Genomic DNA, 25,416 nt, shown 5'->3' with positions numbered 1-25,416 from the left:
GATAAGGCAAGGTCAATTTTACATTGAAATCTTGCCTTGTCATTCTAATCAATATTTTTAGTCCTATTTAATATTAGAGCTGAAATAATTTTTAAGTCCGTCTATTATTGAATCTACTATCTTATTTTGATAATCATCTGTAAGTAAAAGTTTCTCTTCATTTCCATTAGATAAAAAACCACATTCAATTATTATTGCGGGCATCTTTGTCTGATTCAATACGATCAGATCTTCTCTTTCTATTATCCCCTTATCAGTTGCACCTGTTCCGTTAACTAATGAATTCATCATAATCTGTGCGAATTCATTGTTGTTTAAATCGCCTATGGTACTTTCTCTATCCGGATAATATAATACCTGAATTCCATCTACAGAACTGTTATCTTCCATGGAATTGCCATGAATACTAATAAATACCCTTGCTCTTTTTTGATTTGCTATCTCGGCCCTTAAAAGATTGTCTACCGATTCATCATTATCTCTGGTCGAAATTACCTTATATCCATTTGATTTCAGCTCTTTCTTTAGTTTTTTAGTAATCTCCAGGTTAATGTCTTTTTCATGACTTCCGCTAAACCCGATAGTCCCCGGGTCTTTGCCCCCATGCCCCGGATCAATTACAATTACATTTTCCGAGGATTTAAAAGGCATTTCTCTTACAATAAACAATACGACTAAAATTATCAATAAAACTAATAATAATCGTCTAACTTTTTTAAACAATATCTGTTCCCCCTTATGTTGATAAAAATCACATAACCTCGCAAGCTATATTTTATGCGATTTCTTCCTCATATTTATTATACATCTTTGAAATATTTTCATTTAATCCCGCCTTTGAACATATTCCTATATTAAATTATACCATTGATTTAACCAATAAATATTAAAGAATCATCTAAGATTGATGGTTTAATTTATCCACCCAGTGTAAATTTTTAGTAGAGATAGCCGATATAGGTAATGGGTATAATGAAGGTCGAGCTATGAAATTTAAAAAGGAGATATTTGCTATGAACAATTCCAATAATTATTCAAAAGCTATTGATGATTCAAGCCCTCAACCTATAGATGCCATAATAAAAGTCTTTATATCAAATAACAGACTAGAAGCATATATAAACATTGCACCTCCTAAAAACGGTGGAAAGCCTCCCAGTATTCAAGCCTTGATGACAGCACTTTCCAACAAAAATGTGACATTCGGTGTAATAGAGAAGATACTGGATAATATCAGTAAATCACCTATATATGACAAAAATATCATAGTGGCACGCGGAGTTAGACCGGTTAACGGAATAAATGGGAGCTATGAAATTCTTTTCAAAATAATAAGGGATTTGAAACCTAAAGAAAGGGAAGACGGTACTGTAGATTTTCACGATTTAGAAATTGTTGAAAACGTTAAACAAGGTCAAACTCTATGTAATATAACATTGCCTACAGAAGGTACCGACGGAATTTCTGTAACAAACGAAAGAATTTCATGTATTAAGGGTAAACCAGTGCCTTCATTATTGGGTAAAAACACGAAACTAAACCAAGATGGAACTGCAATCATTTCGAAAATTGATGGACAAGTTAATTATAATTACGGGAAAATTAATGTAAACGAAACATTATTCATTAAAGAAAATGTGGATATTTCAACAGGAAATATAAAAGTCGCAGGTAACATTATCGTAAGCGGTGCAGTTCATCCGGGATTTATCGTAGAGGCTACCGGAAACATCGAAGTACGTGGCGGGGTTAGTTCAGCAACACTTATATCAGGAGGAAATATTATTCTACGAAGTGGAGCAATCGGAAGCAATCTGAATTGTGAAGGAGATTTAACCAGCAGATTTATCGAAAACAGCAGAGTTTTTGTCAAAGGAAATATAAAAACCGATTATATTATGAATAGCAATATCAAATGCGGAAAAACCCTCCAAACTACCAGCTCTATATCCAAAATTGTTGGCGGAACATATTTAGTGGGTGAAAATATAGAAGCACGTATTATAGGATCCGCAGCCGGCGTAAACACCCATCTTGAGATTGGAACCGATTCAACAATAATTAAAAGACAGCAAGAACTGATTAAGGAGCTTCCCCAATCGGAGTCCAAAGCTCACAGTCTTGAATCTTTAATTTCTTTGTTACGTCAATATGAAACAGCCAATCGCTTAACGCCTGAAAAAAAGAAGACGCTACACGATGCAGTCTACAGCTATCAAGAAATCGCTAGGTCAATTGAAAATGGGAAAAAAGAATTGGCACAAATAACGGAATTAATAAACACAAAGGGATATGGACGAGTTGTTTGTTCAGATACCATACATCCCGGAACAACCGTAAAAATAGGTCCATTCCAAATGAAGGTTGATGAACCTTTGGCAGGTAGATCCCTTTATTATTCGGAAGATGGTATTTGTGTTGGCATGCTTTAATGAAAATTTATATTAGCCTTAAAAAGAGCTTTCAATTCATCGAGATGTTTCTCAGCTTGATCTATTGAAAGTTTTTTTATTTCCCCTTCTACTTCTACTAATCACAATATGAGCAAAAAGCACCTTTTATATATTGCAAAATGAAGTATAATATTAACTATATGAGAAATAAATGCATTTAGAAAGGAACAGAATGAGAAAATTATTAATCTATTTAGAAGGCTACAAAAAAGAAGCAATTTTAGCTCCCTTATTTAAAATGCTTGAAGCGACTTTTGAATTATTTACTCCAATTATAATGAAATTAATTATTGATGTGGGAATTAATGATGGAGATAATGCTTATATTATAAAAATGTGTGCTGTTATGATAACATTCGGAATAATAGGTTTAGTATGCTCTATTACAGCTCAATACTATTCAGCCAAAGCTTCGGTTGGCTTTTCAACTATAATAAGGCAGAAATTATTTGACCATATTCAGTCATTGGGATTTTCGGAGATGGATAAGATAGGAACATCTACAATGATAACAAGACTAACAAGCGATATAAATCAAGTCCAATCCGGTGTCAATTTGGTGCTAAGATTGTTTATGCGTTCACCTTTTATCGTTATAGGTTCGATGATTATGGCCTTTACAATTGATACAAAGTCGGCAATTATTTTTCTTATTGCAATCCCGCTCATTTCATTAATAATATTTGGAGTTATGCTTATAAGTATCCCTTTATATAAAAAAGTTCAGGCAGCTCTTGATGATGTTCTCAATAGTACTAGAGAAAATCTTATAGGAGCTCGTGTCATTCGTGCTTTTCATAAAGAGGAAGAAGAAATACAAAATTTTAACAAAAACAGTGAACATCTTAAAAAACTGCAAATATTTGCAGGAAAAATCCTTGCCTTTATGAACCCGGCTACCTATATAATAGTAAATGCAGCAATTATTATTTTACTCTACACCGGAGCAATAAAGGTTAATATAGGTCTTTTAACAACAGGAGAAGTAATAGCGCTGGTGAGTTATATGTCTCAAATATTAATCGAACTTATTAAGCTGGCAAACTTGATAATTTCCGTAACAAAGGCTGTAGCCAGCGGAAACCGCATACAAAGTATACTTGAAATTAAGTCAAAGATGGATAAGAACAGTAATAATAAAAAAGAATTTTCTTCTATTCAGGATAATTCTAAGAAATCTTTTATTGAATTTAAAAACGTGTCTTTAAAATATTATGATGAAGGAGAAGATGCTTTATCAAATATTAACCTCAAAGTAGAAAAAGGTGAAACAATAGGCATTATAGGAGGAACCGGCTCCGGAAAATCTTCATTAGTAAATCTCATTCCAAGATTTTATGATGTTACAGAAGGAGATTTATTGATAAATGGTCAAAGTGTTAAGGAATATAACATTGACGAGCTGAGGAAAAATATAGGGATTGTAATGCAGAAAGCCGTATTGTTTAAAGGAAGTATAAAAGATAATTTGTACTGGGGTAAAAAAGATGCCTCCATTGAAGATATTGAAGAAGCATTGTACATCTCCCAGGCAAAAGAATTTGTTGAGAAAAAAGATAAGGGAATAAACAGCTTTATCGAGCAAGGCGGGAAAAATTTATCGGGCGGACAAAAACAAAGATTGACAATAGCCAGAGCATTGATTAAAAAACCTGAAATCCTAATATTAGATGATAGTGCATCGGCTTTGGATTTTACAACTGATGCCAAGCTGAGAGCCGCTATTAAAAATATGAAAGATAAACCTACCGTATTCATAGTCTCTCAAAGAACCTCTGCAATAAGGCAAGCCGATAAAATAGTTGTTTTGGATAATGGCAAGATAACCGCAATTGGAACTCATGAAGAGCTATTGGGAAAATGTGCAATATATAATGAGATATACTATTCTCAATATACTAAAGTAGAAAATGAAATAAGGTGAATAAATTGGACAAAGTTATAGAATTGAAAAATCAAAAAACAACCTTAATTAAAGTGTTAATATATGTAAAAAAATATTGGATTTACATATTTTTATCCATAATATCTGCAGGAATATCCGTAGCCTCATCTCTTTATATACTTACCCTTATCGGCAAAGCTATTGATTGCATTGCAGGTGTAAATAATGTTGATATAAATGGACTTACATCAGTTTTAATCTCCATAGGAATATTTATTGGTACTACTGCCATATTTCAATGGATTATGAATGTTTACAATAATAGGATCGTTTATAATGTGATAAGTGACATAAGAAAAGAAGCCTTTGAGAAAATTGAAACTCTGCCGCTCAAATACGTTGATAGCCATTCTTACGGGGAGATAGTCAGTAGGGTTATAGCAGATGTGGATCAATTTGCCGATGGGCTTTTGATGGGGTTTACTCAATTCTTCACCGGTGTTATCACTATATTAGGTACTCTTATATTTATGTTTAAAGAAAGTGTTCCTATAGCTTTTGTAGTAGTATGTTTGACTCCAATATCCATATTTGCAGCAAGTTTTATCGCAAAAAAAACCTATAGCATGTTTAAACTTCAATCAGAAATAAGAGGTGAACAAACTGCTTTTATTGATGAAATGATAGGAAATCAGAAGGTCGTTCAGGCATTTAGTCATGAAGCTGAATCTTCAAAGGATTTTGAGGAAATAAATTTAAGATTGGAGAAAGCTTCTCTGAATGCTGTATTTTTTTCATCTATAACCAATCCGTCTACCAGGTTTATAAATGGGTTAGTTTACACAGGAGTTGGAATATTTGGAGCATTATCCGTAATTAACGGTAATTTAACTGTAGGAGTCCTAACTAGCTTTTTAAATTATGCAAATCAATATACCAAGCCTTTTAATGAAATTTCGGGAGTTGTTACTGAACTTCAAAACTCATTAGCTTGTGCTCAGCGTATATTTGAGTTAATAGAAGAAAAAAGTGAAGTCCCTGATTCGCCTGACGCTAAAGAATTAAATAATATAAAAGGCGAAGTTGTTTTAAAACATGTTGATTTTTCATATAATCCAAACAAAAAGTTTATTGAAGATTTAAATATCTCAGTAAAACCAGGTCAAAGAATTGCCATTGTAGGCCCAACCGGATGCGGAAAAACAACAATCATCAACCTATTAATGCGATTTTATGAAGTTGACAATGGCTGTATATCAATAGATGGACATGATATTTACGAAATAAAGAGAAAAAGTTTAAGAACTAACTATGGGATGGTATTACAAGATACTTGGCTCAAATCAGGAACAATACGTGATAATCTGATAATGGGTAAACCGGATGCTACTGAGGAAGAGATAATAAATGCGGCTAAACTAGCTCATGTTCACAATGTGATTAAAAGAATGCCTCAAGGTTATGATGCCATCATTTCAGATGATGGCGAAAGCCTATCGCAAGGTGAGAAGCAGCTATTATGCATAGCCAGAGTTATGCTGTGTTTGCCACCAATTCTAATTCTAGATGAAGCTACTTCTTCAATAGATACAAGAACAGAGATAAAAATACAGAGAGCCTTTGAAACCATGATGAAAGGCAGAACCTCTTTTATAATTGCTCATCGCTTATCAACTATAAAAGATGCGGACTTGATACTTGTTATGAGAGACGGAAAAATCATTGAACAAGGTACACATAATGGGCTTCTTGAGAAGAAGGGTTTTTATTATGATCTTTACAACAGTCAATTTGACTATTCTTCTTGATAAGGAGTGATACGCATAATAAATAAAACCTTTCAAAATAAAAATAACAACTCATGTGCTAATATGCTGTTTTTTAAGAAATCGGTTTCTTTTTACTCATTTCTTACTTCTTTTACTTAATACATATTTTTCACTATATGCAATACTTAAAATTTTAAGAAATGTACTCAATATCATAGAACAATTTTTACCATCTTCCATATTTCTATTGTTTTTTGTTGTAATTATTGGAACCTCATCAGTTATAATAACTTTAAGGTCTACTAACCTTTTATCCTTTGAATTAATTCTCTCCGCAATATCAATCCCTATTATATTTGAGTGCATACTGCTATACCCTTCAACAGTAAAAATATTAATTTGTATTCTTAAACTATGTGGTTTTGTAGAATAAGATTGAATCCAATCACTTCTTCTGTATTCAACATATTTACCTGCTAAAAGCATTTTATACTGAAAATCAAAAATGGATGCTTGAACTTCTTTATTACATATTAAATAAATAGCTTCAGCATTATTAATTTCGTCAATTATTTCACTTATGCAGTTTGCGTCTATTTCTTCTTTAAAAGTAGATAAAATATTAATTTGTTTTTCTATTACTCTGTTTATAATTTTTTGCTCTGACATTAAATGGCTATAATAAACATTATGATCTGAAGACATAAGCAACTCTGAAGGATTTTGATTAAATGAACTTTTAAATAAGGAATAATTACTAAAGCCCAGTTTTCTACAAAAACGGCTTAATGAAGCAGTACTCGTGTAACACTTATCTGCCATTTGTTCTATTGATAATTTGCCAATAGCCCCAATATTTTTCAATAAACCCATTGCTATAGAATATTCAGTATCACCACTAGAATTATTATTAACAATATTTAATAATTTATAAAGAACTTCTTCCACAATTAACCTCCATATAATTTAGCATTTTAAATGTTCCAAAATATAACATTCTTTTGTAATTATGGATCTATATCATTACTTTAGAGAAAAATTTAGGTTTATTTTAAAATCATCATCTCCTTGAGTTTACATTTTATTTTCTAATTCTAATTGATTACCTCAAGTTTTATAGTATTACCAGACCTTTTCTTAATCAATTTCTTACTGATGTTTGAGTTATACTATATTTACATGCTACCTAATTAACTAATTACCCTAACAATACTAGTTTTGTTATCATTGTTTTAAAATCATCTATAAAAGTTCTCCTGTCAGACATCCTGTGGCCATTATTCTATTATTCAGTAGTATGTTAAAAATCTAATTTAGTTTCAGTACTTATATATTAACATCACCATATTATATTTACAATAAAAACCATAAGAAAAAGTTTTCCTTATGGTTTTTAATTTTCTAAAATGTATTTAAACTATAGATTTTTTATAGCCGGTTTTAAAATCTACTTCTGTAGCAACCTTGCCTTTATTAATGTAATCCGTATAGTTTTTTATACATAATTCAATAATTTTTGTATTTGTGCTTTTAGGCTCTCCACCATTATTATGAGGTGTAATAATAAGATTATCCAAATCCCATAAAGGACTATCAACTGGAAGTGGCTCTTCTGGGAAAACATCTAATCCTGCACCTGCTATTCTTTTGGTCTTTAAAGCTTCATATAAAGCCTCCATTTCAATAGCATTTCCTCTTCCCACATTTATTACTATTGCACTTTTCTTCATTAATGCAATTCTGTCTTTGTTGATTATATTGGTAGTAGCTGGTGTATTAGGAAGTGAAAGAGCTATTACATCAGCACGAGGTATTAAACTATCAAGTGAATCATTCGTATATTGTTCATCAATATATTCCGGTTTTGTACCCATAGTCCTTCTTACACTGATAGTTTTTGCTCCCAGATTATGCATTTTTTTTGCAAATGAACCACCTATATCTCCAGGTCCCAAAATCAAAACTGTGCTTTCTCTTACCAATCTACTATTACCTGCATCTTGCCATAAATGCTTGCTTTGATTATCTCTATATATATGTAAATTTCTAAACAAAGCAAGTACTAATGAAATCATATACTCTGAAATCCCCTGACCATAAGCCCCTGTTGCATTTGCTAAAATAACATCTTTATTTAAAATACCCTCCTTGACATATGATTCTGATCCTGCGCTTGAAAGCTGAAGGAATTCAAGTGCCTCACTTCCTCTTACCCTATCTTTGGAAGGGTTTCCAATAATTATATTTGCTTCCTGAACAATTTCCCTTGTTACTGTAGAAAGTGATTTATGAAAATTATACTTATAATTCGGAGCGACTGCAATTACTCTTTCTTTTTGTTCTTTATTTATATCCAATATAACTAATACTTTTTTCCTTTCTTCCATTATTTTATGTTCTTCCTTTCTTCATAGTTTATCTTATCCTAAGAATCCTATTGCCCCTAAAACAAACCCTGTAATTAATACATATAGTGTTGCTTTCAGCATCGCATTCTTAGCTCCACTTGTATAATATTTATATAGAGATAAAATTAGAACCAATGGAAGAATTCCAGGTGCCAACATGTCAAATATGCTTTGAAGAGCAATTGAGCTTGATCTTGTTGCAATTGTCAAAGCAACAGGCATTGATATGCTTGAGAAACATAAGCATCCAACCATAAACATCCCTAGGACAGAGAAGAATGATAATACAGTCTGCATTTTTCCGCCTTGAAGTAATTTTACCGCTGCACTTGACCCCATTTTATAACCTGCCCTATATGAAAAATAGCTTTCAATAAACATTACTGAAATTAACATACAAGCAACAAAAGCAAACGGAGCCCATACTTTCCCTTGAGCTGCTATATTTGCAAATGTCAATAATATTAAAGGTTGAACAGCACCATTAATAATAGACTCATGAATACCTGCAAGTGTGCCCATTAATCCAACCTTAACAGTTCTTATAGCATCTCTTGTAATCGGCAAACCCTGAGCTCTTTGTTCTTCCATTGATAGAACAATCCCTGTAATAATAGATCCTATTGATGCACATGTATTGTAGAATTCAGCATGCTGCACCAAAGAGGCCTTCATTTCTTCAGGGTCATCTTTATAAATTTTCTTCATAGCCGGAGCCATTGCCATACAGAAACCTACTCCTTGTTGTTTATCAAAACTATTACAAATTTCAACAAATAACAACCATCTTACTAAGGTCATGTTCAGGTCTTTCCTAGATAATAATCTTTTTGGTGGTTCAATTTCTTGAAGTTCTTCCTCGAAAGCTTCCTCTTCTTCTTTACTCTTATTTGTAAAAATTATATATAAGTAGCTTATTGCAAGAGCAATATATACTTTTGGCATTATTCCTAATGACGTATATCCTGATAATAAAAACCCTCCAATGAAAAATGGAATTAGGTCAAGCCGCCCGATCATGACAATTATCATTGCAAATCCAATAGCAGGAAGCATTCCACCTGCAACTGTCAAAGCATTTGTCAACCATTCAGGCAATAAATTCATTAAATTACCGATTACTGTAGTCCCATAATACGTAGCTATAAACATCGGAACACCAAATAATATTGCTTTTAATATCATTGTATATCCCAATCCAACCTTATAAATGCCTTTGACATTGCCTTCAGCAGCATATTTGTCAACCAGCTTCCCAAAGTAACCATGAATTATTCTCTTAATAATATCCAATTGAGCAAATAATAGTCCAACCGCAACTGCGATTGAAATTGCAAGACCGGGTTCAATCCCAGATAGTATTACAACAGCACTTCCCAATAAACCCGCTGCTCCTTCATCATTGGGAATAACCCCTCCTGCTCCTGACTGTCCTGCATAAATTAACTGAATTACACCGCCTGCTATAACTCCGGTTACTACATCTCCTAAAATCAATCCTGACCAAAATCCACAAGTAATAGCTCTGCCAAACATCCACCAACTGAAATAATTTGATAATTCAACTTTATTTAACCAATAAATTATAGTTATAAATAATGCCTGTAAAAAAGTCATTTTATCCCTCCTTGATTAAATTTATTTAATTTTAATTAAAATAATTCTTAATCTAGTAGCAGTTCATTTATATTCACTATACCTTCATTTCCAATCTTTTTAAGCTCTTTTAATAGTCCGTTGCCTTTATACATCCCTCTCAAAGAAATAGCTTCTACTAAAATAGGCATATTTACACCTGTTAAAGCTAAACAAGTTGCCTCATTTTTCTTCATATGAACAACTAATTGATTACATGGAGTGCCTCCAAATAAATCCAGTAATACTATTGAACTCTTAGGAAAAGCATTTAATGCTTTTATAAATTCATCATGATAATATTCAGGTGCATCATTTTCATCTAGAGAAAATGCTGCCAGATTTTCAACCTTTAAACATAGCATTTCAACTGACTCAACTAAACTTATAGCTAAGGGGCCATGTGTTAATATAATTATACCTGGTACATGTGGGTTTATGTTTTGTTCATCAAATATTTTGCGCATACAATTTTACCCCCTTATATGTCTTGCAAATCGATAGTAACTCTATAAGAATCAGGAATAGAAGCAGCTTCAAATGCGTCGTTAATGTTTTTTAACGGGAAAGCCTTTCCTTCCAAAGCATAACTCATATTAATCATCTTATAGCTTAGCAATCTGCTTGCTATCAGGTAATCATAATCATTGGCTTCATAGGAACCGATTATTTCTATTTTTCGGTAATGCATCTCATTAGGATCAATTTCCAACTCAGGTTTTGGATATCCTGCAGGAAATACCATAAATCTTCCTCTAAAATGTTTAAGCATTTCCATGCCCTGCTTATAGGCAATAGTATTTCCTACTGCGGCAATAACAACATCTGCTCCCTTACCATTGGTTAACCTTTTTACTTCTTCTACAGGATCTGTCTTTCTTGAATGAATCACTTCCGCAAATCCCATTTTTTTTGCCGTTTCAACTTTCTTATCTGAAATATCACTAATTATTACTCTTGCACCAAAAGCGTGAGCAACTTGAGCATTTACGATTCCCATTGTACCTGCACCGATAATCACAACATCCTCAGTAGGTTTAATTTTAGCTCTAAACGCACATTCAACTGCTGTGGAAACAGGTTCCAGAAAGCCTGCTTCCTCTGCAGGGATATCTTTGGAAACTTTAACCGCTTCTTTCGCAGAAAGAATTTTGTAATTTGCAAAAGCTTTTCCACCTTTAAATTCTATTGCGTATCTCGTAGAAACAGAATCCTTGTTTATACACTCATTAGGGAAACCTTCTCTACATGGAATGCAATACCCGCACCCCTTATACCCTCCAGAAACTCTGTCCCCTATTTGAAGATTATCCCCGACATCTGAACCTTTTTCTATTATTATACCTGAATATTCATGCCCATCAGCTTTTGGAAACCCATAGTGATTTCTTAAACCCATCCAATGTTGATAATCGGTAGTACATAGGTTAATTTTTTCCATTTTCAGCAATATTTCATCAGGTGCTAATTCAGGAAGTACTACTTTATGCAATTCAGTTTTATGCATATCCATTATTGCCCCAAAAACGATTTCCTTACCCGCCATTTTTTTGCCTCCTTATTCTTTTTCTGTAAATTATGCGTTATTGGATGATCCCAATAGATCCATATAGAATTTAATCTTTGATTTATATCCTTCAAATGCAACTTTAACAGCTTTGCTAAAATCATATTCATTTCCCAAATCAAATTTTCTTAACTCATTCATTCCGGCTGTTACTAAATCTGTATATAAATTCACCTTGTTGATTCCACTTCTTGCAGCCTTGCTAAGATTTACATCACCCGTACCCGAACCACCATGCATTACCAAGGGTATATCTACTGCATTTCTAATTTCTTCAAGACGTTCAAAATCTATATGAGGTGTGCCTATATATGGCCCGTGTGCTGTTCCTACTGCAACCGCCAAGCAGTCAACACCTGTGAATTCAACGTATTTAATAGCTTCCTCCGGCCGTGTTAAATTGGCTTTCCCATCTACAGCATAATTTGTTCCTCTTCCTACATGTCCAAGTTCTGCTTCGACACTTACACCAACTGCATGAGCTGCATCAACTACTTGCTTAACCTTTTCAACATTTTCTTCAAACGGACAACTACTACAATCTATCATCACTGATGTGTATCCTGCTTTAATTGCTATCATTGCTTGTTTAAATGTTTTACCATGATCTAAATTTATAGCAACAGGTACCTTAGCCGCTTTTGCCATAGGAATTGCATAAAGCATTTGTTCATACATGATTTGAGGAGCTTTATCTCCTTTGCTTTCTTCATAAGAGCCATCTAAAATTACAGGACTGTCACATTCTTCTCCTGCTTCTATGGCAGCTCTAATTGAAAATTCATCCCAAACATTTGGAGCTGGTATGGCATAATTTTTTTTCTTTGCTTCTATAAGCATTTCTCCCATTGTAATTAACATAAAATTTCCTCCTTTTGATTTGTTTTGTAAACCAATAATAGCATAATTTATATTTAATGTACCTATCGCATATTGAAACCTTTTACACTTTCCAAGTTAATTTTCAAAAGATGAAAATATATTAAAAAAATGGAAATCAGCATTTATATTTGTTTTTCTATATTAAAAAAAACACCATTTTTGGTGTTTTTATCATAACTTTTATTTTATTACACATTAGGAAAAAACTTATCTTTAATTGAAGACCAATCTTTTTTACTTGTATCAGGAGTAACCTGAAAAGAAATATCAAGTCCTATTTTATGTAATTCTTCTAGCATCTTAGCATCGCTTTCGTCTAAATTAATATTTCCGGTCACTGGAATTCTACCTTCGCCTCCACCTATTCCCCCTAGTTGCAATTTGTCAAACTCAAATCCCTTTTTATATGCCTCATACATAACAGGAACATTCTTAAATAAGACAAAAACCGGTCCTAATGACCCAAATTTGTTTTCTTTCCATTTTTTTGCAGCATCATCTGTTGTGAAAATTTCTAGCTTTATTTTTGGCGGAGACGCTAATTTAAATACTTGAAACATAAATTTGTCATTAGCTATTTCATCATCAACGATAATAATTTTTTTAGACGGAAACATTTTTGTCCACATTATAAGTACCTGCCCATGGATTAATCTACTATCAATACGAACTAATGATAAATCGGCCATAATTTATATTCTCCTTTTACAATTTATTTGACGATAATTTTGATTCCAAGATACAAGTTATCTTTTTCAATTAGTATTATAACACAAGAATTTGTAAAAACGATTGCAAGATATGTTATAATTTTTAATAAGGTAAAATCTTTTCAATTTTTGAAAATATAGTACTATTCATTAGAGACTCAATGTCTTTAGGAATGGCACAAATTTTCCGATAACAAATCTATATTGTTATAGTAACTGTAAACACTTACGATAATATTCAATCGAATACTGGCTTTTTTTGATATGGCATAAGCTATTATTTGCTTATTTTGTTACTCCTATTGACTTAATTTTATCCAAGTCATTCTATCATTTTCATTGTGTAAAACCAATACAATGTTAAATAGAAAAAACAATATGTAACTGTATTGTAATATTAATATAACTTATTTGAAACTATTTTCAATCAACTGGCTGATATACTTAATTTAGAATAATTAATATTATGAAAATAGAGGAGATCATTATATTGAACACTTTACACAATCGTCGCTACATAACTGGATTAGATGGACTTCGTGCCTTTGCAATTTTATCTGTGATTTTTTATCACTTCACATTCAATTGGGCTAAAGGCGGCTTTTTAGGAGTTGATGTATTTTTTGTCTTATCCGGTTATTTAGTTACCTCTAAAATCTTGTTAACACAAGACAATTTTAAGATAAAAGCTTTTTGGAAGAATCGCTTTTTAAGAATATTCCCATCTGTTTTTTTAATGACTATAGTCATTGTATTATGGATAGCTTTTTTAAACCATAATCTTTCGACAAATCTCTTGGGAGATATTATCTCTTCTATTACATATACTGCTAACTGGTGGTTTGTTTTTCACAAAGTTTCTTACTTTGATAGCTTCGGTTCACCATCCCCTTTTAAACATATGTGGTTTTTGGCAGCCCAGGAACAATTCTATATTTTATGGCCACTTATACTTATAATAGGGCTTAAGGCAACTAAAAATACTCATAAACTTTCACGTTTAGTTTTTAATGGAGCTTTGATTTCAGCAGCTTTAATGTGTATGATTTATAATCCGAGCACAGATCCAAGCCGTGTATATTATGGTACAGATACTCGTGCCTTTGAATTATTGATAGGAAGTTTTTTGGCAATTGTCCTAGCAGATACAAAATTTCTGTCTGGGAAAATTTCTATAAAGCAAAAAGATAAGCTAAATCTCGTAAGCATTATCTCTTTTTCTATCTTCATATTTAGCGTTGTGTTTATGGATGAATATAATTCATTTTTATATAGAGGTGGATTATTTTTATTTAGTTTAAACACAGCATTACTCATAGCATGTGTTTGCCACCCTCAGGGAATTTTGGGCTCATTATTTTCATGGAAACCTCTACGCTGGATTGGGACAAGATCTTATGAAATATACCTATGGCATTATCCTATTATGGTCTTGAGTACCCCTATTTATGAGATAGGCAATCCGTCATACTTACGTGTCTTAATTCAATTGATTATTACATGTATTGTCGCGGAATTTTCATATCGCTTCATAGAACTTCCAATACGAAGACATGATCTATGGAAATATTGGAATCACTTAGACTCAGCAAAAATAGCTGCAGCTATATTGTCACTTTTAGTGATTATATGCCTTGTAGTAGGTACTATTAATACACCAAAAATAAAACCAATAAATGCGGAAAAACCAGATCAAAATACTGAGGACAAAAATAATGATAATAGCCTCAATGAAGAGACGAAGGATACTCAAGTGCCTATTGAAGATGATAAAGAAAATCTGCCTATAGAAAGTAGTGGTTATAAGGATATATTGGCCATCGGAGATTCAATTATATTGGATGTCGCTCCAAGCCTTAATGGAAAATATGAAAATATAACAATTGATGGCGAAATTGGAAGGCAAATGTCTGAAGGAACTACTTTAGCTGGTAAATACACTGAATTTAATGATTCTGATAAAGCAGTTATCATTGAATTAGGATCAAATGGCTACTTTACAAACAAACAAATTGATGGATTGCTTGATTCTTTCTCAAAATCACATATATTTTTGATAAATGTTCGAGTGCCACGATCCTGGGAAAGCAAAGTCAACGAAAGTTTAAGTAAAAAAGCTGAAGAACGAGAAAATATAACACTGATTGACTGGCATTCTATAGCCTCTAAGCATCCCGAATACTTTGAACAAGATGGTGTCCATTTGAACACTGAAGGAGTCAAATCCTTCGAAAATCTTATTAGTGAGAGCTTGAAAATGTGACTAAAAAATGGACACCTTATATAAAAAACTTCTTTGGAATTTATAGATTTATTCTATTGGTTTTAATGGCTCATTCTCCAATATGTCCTCCACTTCTTCATATCCTAATAAGAAGCTGAAATTATATCGTGCAGGTAGTGCAAAGACATATTTATTATTACGGCCAAGTTCTTTTGGTGGAATAGGTGCTGCTCCAACGCCTAGTTTCTCATTTTGAACTAAATTCCATTGATCAATTGTAAATACCATTATTGGTATATCTTGTCGTGGATTTTCTGCAGTCCATTGAGGATATCTTATAGAAATCATAGGACCAATTTCATGATCATCATCTTGTGATTGATTCATATAATTACCTAGCCATTCATCATTTACAATTGTATAACCTTTCCAGCTCTCAGGTAATTTAAATTCAAAATTATATTTACTGTTTATATATACAATTGATTTAGTTCGAATGATCATAGCTCTTAATGAGTTATCCCAATCAACATCATCTCCTAAGGTTTCTGCAATAAAACGACCGGGAACGAATATATCGTCATCCACAATTTTAGGTTTTACATCTAATCTTATCGTCCCTTCCTCTGGCGTTCCCTCTGTATTTTTTATAATCTTTGCAATATCCTTATTAATATCCAATTCAATTGTAGTATTCAAAGTATTGATTTTGAGGATTCCTTTTTTATCATCCCATTCCACCTCAACATCTAACGCATCTGCAACTTCAAAGATGGGCATCAATGTATGACCTTTTTCAATGAATGGTTCTGCCTTTAATTTTATCCATTGATCATCTATTTGAATTGCAACATTTTTATCTTCTTTGGTAATTTGATTTTCGTGATAAGTTATTGGTACTATAGATTTTTCTTTAATAGTTTTTATATCTTCCGCACCAAGCGATGCCGTTGATGCCAATGCTGCAAAACATATACCTAATACAATTATATTTTTAATCTTTGATTTAATCATATAACTTCTCCTCCTCATTTAAATTTGACAAATTCAATAATTTTTACTCTAAAACTAATTCATTTGCTATTATTAGTATATACCCGCCTTTGAGTTTGATTTGTTACAATATAGTTAAATAAAGGTTACAAAAATTAGAAATTATTCGCATTTTACATAATAAAGGTATGCTATACCAAAGACTTCAAATGTTTACAAATAATTTAAACAATAGTATAATTAGATAAGTTAAATATCTTGAATGCTTTATGAAAGGTTAGATGAAATGATAAAATTAATTGTAGACAGTGCGTGTGATATAAACAGTGAAATAACAGATAATTATGATATTGAGGTAATTCCTCTCAACATTACCATTGACGGTGTTTCGTATTTAGATGGAATCGATATTGATATAGATACTGTTTATAAACATATGAAAAATGGTAAAGTGCCAAAGACTTCACAGGTCTCCTTTGAATCAGTATCCAAAGCTATTGATAAATGCATCTCAAACAATGATGACTTCATTTATCTTGCATTCTCATCTAAATTATCGTGTACATATGATTTTGCCAAAAAAATAATTGATGAGTATAAGAAAAAGTACACAGAAAGAAAGATGGCAATAATTGATTCCAAAGGAGGAGCCGGAGGCAACGGATTAATAGCATTGCAAGCTTTAAAAATGATTAAAAGAAACCTTCCTTTTGAAACAATTGTAAATCAAATTCAATTTATGATCGATCATATAGTCTATTATTTTACAATAACCGATTTGGAATGGCTCTCTAAAGGTGGCAGGATAAATAAGACAATGGGTCATGTAGGAAATGTATTAAACATAAAGCCTTATTTGACCGTAAAAGACGGTAAAATGGTAGTTACGAAAATGATTCACGGGAGCAAAAAAACAATTCAAACCCTAATAAAGGATGTAAAAATAGGAACAGAAAAATTTTCAAATCAAATCATTGCAATTAGCCATGCCGATGACTTAAACGCAGCTTTAAATGTTGAGCAAAAAATAAAGGAAGCGGTAGTTGGTTGTAAGACTACTATTTTTGAAATAAGTGCTGTATTGGGTTCCCATTTGGGAATCGGAGGTGTAGCGGTTTTCTTTCTAAACGAGAAGCCTAAATTCTATGAATGGTAATTGGTTAGTTCTTTCTTCTTCAAGCCTTATTTCTTCCTGTTTTTGTGTGCATTTTTCATTATTAAACGGTCTATCCAGAAGTTTCATCTATTATCTCCCCTTTAATAACTCCAGCATCTTCTTATTACCATAATTATACCATAATCGTCAAAAAATGTTAAAGGACATCAACCAAAAAATAATCACTGTTATGATTACGAATTCACTTCATGAATAATTAGGCAAGAAAAAAAGCTAACCAACGAATGATTAGCCTTCTTAACACTTGCGATAACACATATGCAATTATAACAGTGAAAACATTAAGAAAATACCGGACATCAAAGACGCTACCAGCGATACAACTGTAATCTGAGTGTTTATTGAAGGTCCTGCGGTATCCTTGAACGGATCTCCGACAGTATCCCCAATGACTGCAGCTTTATGAGCTTCTCCGCCTTTTCCGCCATGATTTCCAGCTTCTACATACTTCTTAGAATTGTCCCATAATCCTCCTGCATTGCTCATAAAGATAGCCAATAAAAGACCGCTTATGATATTACCCGTGAGGAAGCCTCCTATCGCTTTTACTCCACCGATAAACCCTACTAAAAGAGTTGCAACAATTGTCATCAAACCTGCCGGTATCAATTCATGAATTGATCCAGCAGTAGCAAGCTCGATGCAACGATCATATTCCGGTAGTATACCTTCTTTTCCTTCTTTAAGCCCCGGAATCTCACGAAACTGACGATGAATCTCCGAAACCATGCGCTGGGCATTTCGATTTACTCCAAGCATCAGCATAGCACTAAATACGGCAGGAATTGCTGAACCAACAATCATACCGAAGAATACAGCCGGATCCATCACATCAAATCCATTCAGATACTTCTCTCCTACAGCCACAAGACCTTGCTCAACAGCTGCTACGTTTACTTCACTTATAAATGCACCTAAAAGCGCGATTACTGTAAGTCCTGCCGCTCCTATTGCAAAACCTTTTGTTATTGCTTTTACCGTATTTCCTGCACTATCCAGCGAATCTGTAATTTCCAGTACATCATCACCCAAATCTCCCATCTCAGCAAGTCCACGAGCATTATCTACAATAGGACCATAGGCATCATTCGATACAATCATTCCAACTATGGACAGCATTCCTACAGCAGCCATAGATATCCCGAATAAAGCATAATCCATACCAAGCGGTTCACAAAGCTTATATGAAATAAGCGCTGATAAACCAATCCCAACAAGAGCCGGAAGCGTTGAAACAAAACCATAAGACACTCCTGAAAGAATCGTAAATGCAGGTCCTGACTCACTTGCATTGGCAGTTAACTGTACCGGTTTTTTACGATCATCTGTAAAATAGTCACTGGCAATACCAATTACAACTCCTACCAGCAGCCCTACTATACTGGCTCCCCATATACGCCATTCCAACCCAAAAATAGCTGTTGCTACAGCAGTAAGTATTGCAAAAATTCCGGTAGTAACATAAGTACTCGAGTTCAATGCAAATGTTGGATTGTCATTTTTACCCATACGTGCTGTTGCTACACCGATGATAGACGCAAGAAGTCCCAATGCTGCATAACAAAATACCATGGACACGTTTTTTGAACCACCCATTGTCTGGTCCAGTGCGGCACCCATAACAAGTGCTGCTGCCATAGATGCTACATTCGAATCAAATAGATCGGCACCCATACCGGCTACATCTCCAACATTGTCGCCTACATTGTCTGCAATGACTGCCGGATTACGTGGATCATCTTCTGGAATACCCAGCTCGACTTTTCCAACAAGATCAGCAGAAATATCAGCTGTTTTGGTAAAAATACCTCCTCCCGCTTTCGCAAACAATGCTAAGGAACTGGCTCCAAAACTGAATCCCAACAATATTGTTGTATCATCAGTAAGCAAAAATACCAAGGAAACACCTAAGAGAGAAGCACCAACCACAGCCATACCCATGACAGCGCCACCTCTAAATCCGCAAAGAAAAGAATGGCGAATATCTTTTTGTGCTGCTTCTGCAGTTTTCACATTAGCAATGGTAGCTACAGCAATCCCAATCTTGCCGGCAGCTGCAGAAAATATGGCTCCAAGAATGTACGCAATAGCCATTTGAAGATTTAATAAAAAGGAGCCCTTCCAAATAGGAACCGGAATAAATATTAAAATCAGTGCTGCTACTACTCCACAAAATTTGGCAAGTACACGATATTCTTTGTTCAAGAACGTAGCTGCCCCCTGGCTGATATAACTACTCACCTTCAAAATTTGTGAGTTTGAAGAAGGTTGTTTTTTGACCCAGTCATATAGCCAAGCCGCTAGGCAAAATGCCAGTAATGATGTTACGATTGAAATGATAATAAACCCTGTTGACCCCAACAGTAAAATCCCCTTTCTTATTATATTAGAATTATCAGCACATTTGCTGTAATACCCCTGTTTACACACCAATCATTAATAAAGTACAATATTCTGCAAGAGACCATATGAAAAACAAAAAAAGACCGCCCATAAAAATTCGGTACGGTCGCTCTTTTCAGATTCACACAGTATGTTCAGACCTATACCGAAACACATAGCTTTATAATAATTTAACTATCTTCAGTCCCAGTTGCTTACTCCATAAGCAGGTACAAAACAACCCTTCTCATTCGCTTATTTATTAACTAACAATTTCAGCATCAATTATCTTACTTTTTATCCTTATATTAACATTATATAATTCTTTTAATATTCTTTCAACTCTATTTTTAGAAAAGCCAATCAGGCTAATTCCTTCTAATCCTAATTGGCTTCTATTGACCTTATTTATGCCTTCGTTAGTTAAAGATATTTTCCTTCATTAACTCTTTATAAGTTCCTTAAATATTTCTACCGCTTCTTCTATTAAATCATCATCAAAATCATACTCCGCATCGTGTAGCGGAGGTAAATTCTCGCCGTAGCTAATTCGGAACATTGCTCCCTTAGTCAATTTTAACAAATGTCCAAAATCTTCTGAAGTTCTCCGCGGCTCCTCCATATTGATAACAGGTAGATTAAGGGTTTTGCATGCATCAATTACCTTGTCAACACTTTCAGAATGATTTACCGTCTCCGGAAAAGCATCTTGATAATCAAAGGAACATTTTAATCCCCATTTTTCGGCCTCTTTTAAAGATATTTCTTCAAGGTCATGCTGCAATTTATTCATTTCATCTTCGTATTGACCTCTTATAGTTAATCTAAGTTTACCATGACCGGCTGCGGTTCCAAAAGCCAGCTCTCCAATATCTACCTGAATGATTGTACATAGCACCATTCCTTTACTATTTTCAGGTCTAATTAGTTCAGGGATAACGTTTATTATGCTTGCAATAGCAAAAGAAGGATTGATACCTGTTTCAGGCATTCCGGCATGAGCGCTCTTTCCTTCCATGGTGATGGTCATACCCTTTGATGCACAGTGCATTGTACCTTTTTTTACAGCTACAGTATGCTTTGGATATCCACTAGTATTATGGAAGGCATATATTTCTTCAATATTATTTTCAGCAATTAACGGTGCGCACTCTATAGCACCTTGTCCGGTTTCTTCAGCATGCTGAAATAATAAATATATATTTCTATCTGCTCCATATTTTTCAAGTTCCAGTGCTAAGCCTGCCAAAGAAGCCGAATGTCCGTCATGTCCACATTTATGACCTTTACCGGGAATTTTGGATGCATAGGGTAAATCACAGATGTCATCTATGGGGAGAGCATCAAATTCAGCTCTAAAGGCTATGCCCGGATTGTCGTTACCTGCTTCATACACTGCATAAAACCATCTTCCTTTGTCGACTATCTTTAGACTTGTATGCTTTCTTATGAATTCTTTTAAATATTCTCTAGTCCAAATTTCTTCATACGAAAGCTCAGGATGTTCGTGCAATTCATGTCTTAGTTGAATTGCTAGTTCTAAATTATTCTTATCCATTTAACCCATCTCCTTATATATGAAATAGACCCACAATTTAATGCCTTTATTGTATTCATCTGTCCACATAGTTCTCTGATTTACACTGCATAACAGTTAACTATACTGTACCACTTAGTATTTGTCGTTTCAATACAAAAATAAAAAGACCGATAATCTATCTAGATTATTATCCTTGTATTAATTTGCTCAGTCAACTTAACCCTAACATGCAAAAATTAATCCTTATTCAAATTTTACTATATCTCCATTGATGCTTATTGATTCTATCCTTGTAGTATCGATAGGCTTATCTGTAATTGCTTTAAGATATATTCTTTCATTGTTAGTAAATGAACTTATAAATGTAATTTCATCCATTGTACCATCGCTCATATTTATAAAAATCTTAGGTACTTGGCTAACATCATATTCTCCTGTTCCTAACAATGTAACCCCTATTTCTGAAGCATATAGGTGATTTAATTGCCATGTCCCAAAGTCTAAATCGCAACTTGCTTTTCTTTCCTGACCTACTGACTGCAATTTAAATTTTGCTTCCCAATTGCCCTTTATTTGCTCACCGCTGGATACAAAATAACCCTTCATAGCAATATCTTCAATATCTATTCCCTCTAGGTCAAAGACATATTCGATGTAATCTCCTCTGTCCATTGTATTACCTAATTCATCTATTCCAAAATGCACTGTCGAAGGTCGGATTTGTAAATCATTACCTTCAGTATCCGTAAAATAAAAATATCCATGATCATCTATACCTTCACCTGTCCATCTAGTCTGAATATGGAGTTTATCGTCAATATATCCTATATTTGAAATATACATAAATTCAATCCTCGGAATCTTGATATTTTTTTGTTCTGCTTTTAATACCTGTATATTTCCCTTACTCTCCCATGAATCAAACATACTGCCGCCTCCCCCGGAAACATGCTCCATATTCAATGCTATGGTTTCTGGATTGTTTCTTGAAATATCTTTCAATACTACTCCCGTTTCTACTCCATCAAAGACAACAGAATCAGACAGTAATGACTTAACCGAAAGCACTAATCTTTTACCGTCTATGTTCTCACCACCATTGGCTTGTATTCTAAATGCAGCTGTTTTAGTTTCCTCATCATAATCTATAATTTGAGAATTGAACAATGCCCCTTCAGATAATGAATAATCATATAAATTAGTATTGGGGCTTAGCCTATCTTGAGTTAAATCCTGTAATGTTAGGTAAATCACTGCCATTTCATCATCGTTATAAGCTGCAACAACTTCCATCTTTATTCCATTTTGTTCACTTTCTGATTCTATAGGCTGAAGCATCGGTACTATTTCAGGATTTAACTTTGATATAATTTTATTGAATTTTGGAATAGTAACTGCTAATACACCAGTAGAAAGCAACATACATATACCGATTATTGTTGCCAGCCTTAAACTTTTCTTACTGTTTCTAGTATAGCTTTTATTTTTTAATTGTTTGTGAACTTCTCCGGATATATCATATTCAGGCGTCTGAATGGTAGAAAGTCTGGATTTGATTATATACTCGCCATAATCATTTTTCATTTCTATTCCTCCAATCTCTTATAGTAAGAATTCTCAACTTCTAATGCTTTTATCAATTTATTTTTTGCACGCTCATATCGCTTTCTTAACGTATTGGCAGGAATCCGATAAATTTCCTCCAATTCCTTATAACTCTTTTCGTCAATAACCCTGCTAAATATTAATGCTCGTTCTGCACCTGTAAGTTTTAAAAGTGCTTCTTTTAAATCTTCGTTTATAAAATTTGCGGATGTATTTGATTGAATACCCTTTGTTTCCGGTACAAAAAATAGAAATTTCCTTTTCCTTAAAATATCCATGCATGTAGTATAAGCAATCCGATATAACCACGCAGACAGACTGCTGCCACTTATAAAACTTGTCCTCTTGTTATATGCTTTAATAAATGTTGTTTGAACTGCATCCTGTGCCTTATGATAGTCACAGAGAATATTATGGCAATATCGCAATAATGGCTGTCCATACAATTCGATTGCACATTCCAGTTCATATTCTCCTCCAGTAGAGAAGGTATTATTTAATGTATCAACATCCATGCCTCCACTCCCTTACATTAATAAAAACTAGTTTTCACTTCTAATACGTAGGAATGATAAGTTTTGTGACTATAAATTTAATTATATCGTATTTTTATCAAAAACAGCGAAACCTTCAAATTCCCATTATTTGAAGGCTCTGTTCATTATAATTAATCTATTAACTTATCTATTTTGCTCTTTGATTCTAATCATTAACAAACAAAACGCTCACAGGCAAGCTTCTTTCCTGTTGCTGTTTTAAAATTATCCTCAATACATTTTCTTATTTTCTGCTGATCTTTTTGTTTATCCATAGCTGTCATATTTTCAAGCAAATCTGCTTCCCATTGTATCTGAAAATCGAGCCCATCAATTTTAGAAGGAGTATGATGATTACCTATAATAAAGCATATCCTATCCACATCCTTGTCGTAGCCTATTTTTTTAAGTATCTTCCGTGCTACTGCCGGTCCTTCCCTTTCTTGATAAACACCATCTATTGAGCCATACTTTTTTTGAGCTTCAACAGCACCAATATCATGCAGTATAGCAACAATACTAATTAACTCTTTATCTTCTTCTGTAATATTCTCGTCATTCATTATTTCTTCCGCATTTTTCAATACCTTAAGAGTATGGTCTATTCCAAAGGGAATCGTTTCAAAAACTCTTTTCATCTCTTCAATAATTTTCTCTTTAAACACAATTTTCCTCCATAGATTGTTTGAACATTTATCAACTGATATTAATCTTACTTTGTAGTACAATTCTTTTAACTTCATTGCAAAGTTCTTCAGTCATATCACAGCATTCTTGAAGTGAAACTCCGAGAGTCTCAAAAATCCGATTGACCTTTATTCCATAATTTTCAGGTTTTAACTTGAAAGTATCTATTAGCTTAACTGCTTTCTTTTCATTGATGCAATAAACTTCGTTCGATGCAAACAGTACTTGATTTAGGCACGAAACTATACGAAAGATATGTCCTGCAACATAATATTTATCCTCTGTTCCCGCATTTGACTTGGCAAACATTAAGAAGAAGTCCGCTTCAAACATAAAAAATTCAATAATAGATTTCTTTAGAGCAACAGGATAAATTTCTGCTTGTTTTTTCATTTCATGGAAGCTCTTGTTTTTAACATATAGTTTCTTGCTGATTGCTAATTCTCCTCGATACATGGCACTTATATATCCATGGGAATGACCTGTCTGATAATTTGCAGTTACTATTCCCTTCTCTGTATCTTTAATCACTTGTTCAACGCGTTTAATATCTCGAAGAATTAGGTCTACATGATACCCTTGAATGACTAGCCATCCACCTCCATTTACCCAATTGCCCCATGCTCCGGGAGGCACAACAAGATCCGTTCTATGCTCATCATCCAATTCTGCAGCAAGTTGATTGATAGAGTTTAACTCAAATGTTTCTGGATTGTAGTAGATACCCATATCTATGTCCGAATCATTCGTATGGGTTCCTCTTGCACGCGAACCGCCTAATACAATGGCTTCTATATAAGATAGAGAGGATAATTCCTCCGTCACCAGTTGGATAATATTTTCTACCATGCTAGAGCACTCCTTTGTCAATAACACATCCTAAATCAATATACTCCTTAATAGGATTCATATATAGGTTTCTCTTATTTCTTAAATAATTATTATATATGTATTGAGTATACC

The 25,416-nt window shown here is 33.5% G+C and carries 21 protein-coding genes; 6 read left to right on the top strand and 15 right to left on the bottom strand.

Going from position 1 to position 25,416, the window contains the following annotated elements; translation table 11 throughout:
* Window positions 1-63: 63 nt before the first annotated feature.
* Window positions 64-723 (bottom strand): N-acetylmuramoyl-L-alanine amidase family protein, encoded by a 660-nt coding sequence (locus H8707_RS02320; protein WP_262428540.1) that lies wholly within the window; start codon window positions 721-723, stop codon window positions 64-66.
* 263 nt (window positions 724-986) lie between these two features.
* On the opposite strand from H8707_RS02320, the gene H8707_RS02315 reads away from it, so the two are divergent.
* From H8707_RS02315 to H8707_RS02305, 3 genes are all read left to right on the top strand, one after another.
* The gene (locus H8707_RS02315; protein WP_262428539.1) at window positions 987-2,432 is read left to right on the top strand and encodes a DUF342 domain-containing protein; all 1,446 of its coding nucleotides are present in this window, start codon (window positions 987-989) and stop codon (window positions 2,430-2,432) included.
* A 193-nt stretch (window positions 2,433-2,625) separates the two neighbouring features.
* Window positions 2,626-4,377 carry an ABC transporter ATP-binding protein gene (locus tag H8707_RS02310; RefSeq protein ID WP_262428538.1) on the top strand — a complete coding sequence of 584 codons (1,752 nt, stop codon included), beginning with the start codon at window positions 2,626-2,628 and terminating at the stop codon, window positions 4,375-4,377.
* 5 nt (window positions 4,378-4,382) lie between these two features.
* Window positions 4,383-6,146: an ABC transporter ATP-binding protein gene (locus H8707_RS02305; protein ID WP_262428537.1), complete on the top strand. Its 1,764-nt coding sequence runs from the start codon at window positions 4,383-4,385 to the stop codon at window positions 6,144-6,146.
* Between the two features lie 96 nt (window positions 6,147-6,242).
* Here H8707_RS02305 and H8707_RS02300 read toward each other — a convergent pair whose 3' ends face one another.
* The 7 genes from H8707_RS02300 to H8707_RS02270 all read right to left on the bottom strand — a co-directional run bounded on the left by H8707_RS02300 (window position 6,243) and on the right by H8707_RS02270 (window position 13,288).
* The gene (locus tag H8707_RS02300) at window positions 6,243-7,055 is read right to left on the bottom strand and encodes a MurR/RpiR family transcriptional regulator (protein WP_262428536.1); all 813 of its coding nucleotides are present in this window, start codon (window positions 7,053-7,055) and stop codon (window positions 6,243-6,245) included.
* A gap of 464 nt (window positions 7,056-7,519) precedes the next feature.
* The gene (locus H8707_RS02295; protein WP_262428535.1) at window positions 7,520-8,494 is read right to left on the bottom strand and encodes a D-2-hydroxyacid dehydrogenase; all 975 of its coding nucleotides are present in this window, start codon (window positions 8,492-8,494) and stop codon (window positions 7,520-7,522) included.
* A gap of 33 nt (window positions 8,495-8,527) precedes the next feature.
* The gene (locus tag H8707_RS02290; RefSeq protein ID WP_262428534.1) at window positions 8,528-10,132 is read right to left on the bottom strand and encodes a PTS system mannose/fructose/sorbose family transporter subunit IID; all 1,605 of its coding nucleotides are present in this window, start codon (window positions 10,130-10,132) and stop codon (window positions 8,528-8,530) included.
* A 47-nt stretch (window positions 10,133-10,179) separates the two neighbouring features.
* The gene (locus H8707_RS02285; RefSeq protein WP_262428533.1) at window positions 10,180-10,617 is read right to left on the bottom strand and encodes a PTS sugar transporter subunit IIA; all 438 of its coding nucleotides are present in this window, start codon (window positions 10,615-10,617) and stop codon (window positions 10,180-10,182) included.
* A 14-nt stretch (window positions 10,618-10,631) separates the two neighbouring features.
* A complete protein-coding gene (locus H8707_RS02280; protein WP_262428532.1) occupies window positions 10,632-11,696 on the bottom strand; it encodes a zinc-dependent alcohol dehydrogenase in 1,065 nt (354 codons plus the stop codon).
* Window positions 11,697-11,726: 30 nt separating this feature from the next.
* On the bottom strand, window positions 11,727-12,578 hold the full coding sequence (locus H8707_RS02275; RefSeq protein ID WP_262428531.1) for a class II fructose-bisphosphate aldolase: 852 nt from the start codon (window positions 12,576-12,578) through the stop codon (window positions 11,727-11,729).
* Between the two features lie 209 nt (window positions 12,579-12,787).
* Window positions 12,788-13,288, bottom strand: a complete 501-nt coding sequence (locus H8707_RS02270; RefSeq protein ID WP_262428530.1) for a PTS system mannose/fructose/N-acetylgalactosamine-transporter subunit IIB — start codon at window positions 13,286-13,288, stop codon at window positions 12,788-12,790.
* 487 nt (window positions 13,289-13,775) lie between these two features.
* On the opposite strand from H8707_RS02270, the gene H8707_RS02265 reads away from it, so the two are divergent.
* Entirely contained in the window at window positions 13,776-15,572 is a 1,797-nt protein-coding gene (locus H8707_RS02265) for an acyltransferase family protein (RefSeq protein WP_262428529.1), read from the top strand.
* Between the two features lie 48 nt (window positions 15,573-15,620).
* On the opposite strand, the gene H8707_RS02260 is transcribed toward H8707_RS02265, so the two are convergent.
* The gene (locus tag H8707_RS02260; RefSeq protein ID WP_262428528.1) at window positions 15,621-16,547 is read right to left on the bottom strand and encodes a copper amine oxidase N-terminal domain-containing protein; all 927 of its coding nucleotides are present in this window, start codon (window positions 16,545-16,547) and stop codon (window positions 15,621-15,623) included.
* Between the two features lie 265 nt (window positions 16,548-16,812).
* Between H8707_RS02260 and H8707_RS02255 the strand changes: the two genes are divergently transcribed.
* On the top strand, window positions 16,813-17,682 hold the full coding sequence (locus H8707_RS02255; protein ID WP_262428527.1) for a DegV family protein: 870 nt from the start codon (window positions 16,813-16,815) through the stop codon (window positions 17,680-17,682).
* Window positions 17,683-17,967: 285 nt separating this feature from the next.
* On the opposite strand, the gene H8707_RS02250 is transcribed toward H8707_RS02255, so the two are convergent.
* A complete protein-coding gene (locus H8707_RS02250; protein WP_262428566.1) occupies window positions 17,968-20,019 on the bottom strand; it encodes a sodium-translocating pyrophosphatase in 2,052 nt (683 codons plus the stop codon).
* Between H8707_RS02250 and H8707_RS02245 the strand changes: the two genes are divergently transcribed.
* Complete coding sequence (locus H8707_RS02245; RefSeq protein WP_262428567.1) at window positions 19,979-20,116, top strand: hypothetical protein; 138 nt, start codon at window positions 19,979-19,981, stop codon at window positions 20,114-20,116. The genes H8707_RS02250 and H8707_RS02245 overlap by 41 nt on opposite strands.
* Window positions 20,117-20,527: 411 nt before the next feature.
* Here H8707_RS02245 and H8707_RS02240 read toward each other — a convergent pair whose 3' ends face one another.
* The 5 genes from H8707_RS02240 to H8707_RS02220 form a co-directional block, all read right to left on the bottom strand.
* Window positions 20,528-21,643 carry an amidohydrolase gene (locus H8707_RS02240; RefSeq protein WP_262428526.1) on the bottom strand — a complete coding sequence of 372 codons (1,116 nt, stop codon included), beginning with the start codon at window positions 21,641-21,643 and terminating at the stop codon, window positions 20,528-20,530.
* 225 nt (window positions 21,644-21,868) lie between these two features.
* Window positions 21,869-23,209 (bottom strand): hypothetical protein, encoded by a 1,341-nt coding sequence (locus H8707_RS02235; RefSeq protein ID WP_262428525.1) that lies wholly within the window; start codon window positions 23,207-23,209, stop codon window positions 21,869-21,871.
* Between the two features lie 2 nt (window positions 23,210-23,211).
* On the bottom strand, window positions 23,212-23,745 hold the full coding sequence (locus tag H8707_RS02230) for an RNA polymerase sigma factor (protein ID WP_262428524.1): 534 nt from the start codon (window positions 23,743-23,745) through the stop codon (window positions 23,212-23,214).
* Between the two features lie 194 nt (window positions 23,746-23,939).
* Entirely contained in the window at window positions 23,940-24,431 is a 492-nt protein-coding gene (locus H8707_RS02225; protein WP_262428523.1) for an HD domain-containing protein, read from the bottom strand.
* 31 nt (window positions 24,432-24,462) lie between these two features.
* A complete protein-coding gene (locus H8707_RS02220) occupies window positions 24,463-25,302 on the bottom strand; it encodes a nucleotidyltransferase domain-containing protein (protein ID WP_262428522.1) in 840 nt (279 codons plus the stop codon).
* Window positions 25,303-25,416 lie beyond the last annotated feature (114 nt).

Origin of the sequence: Paratissierella segnis (genome assembly GCF_014385195.1) — a bacterium.
GTDB lineage: Bacteria > Bacillota > Clostridia > Tissierellales > Tissierellaceae > Paratissierella > Paratissierella segnis.
The sequence above is the reverse complement of the archived record's forward strand: the minus strand, read 5'-3'. Positions and strand labels throughout refer to the sequence as shown.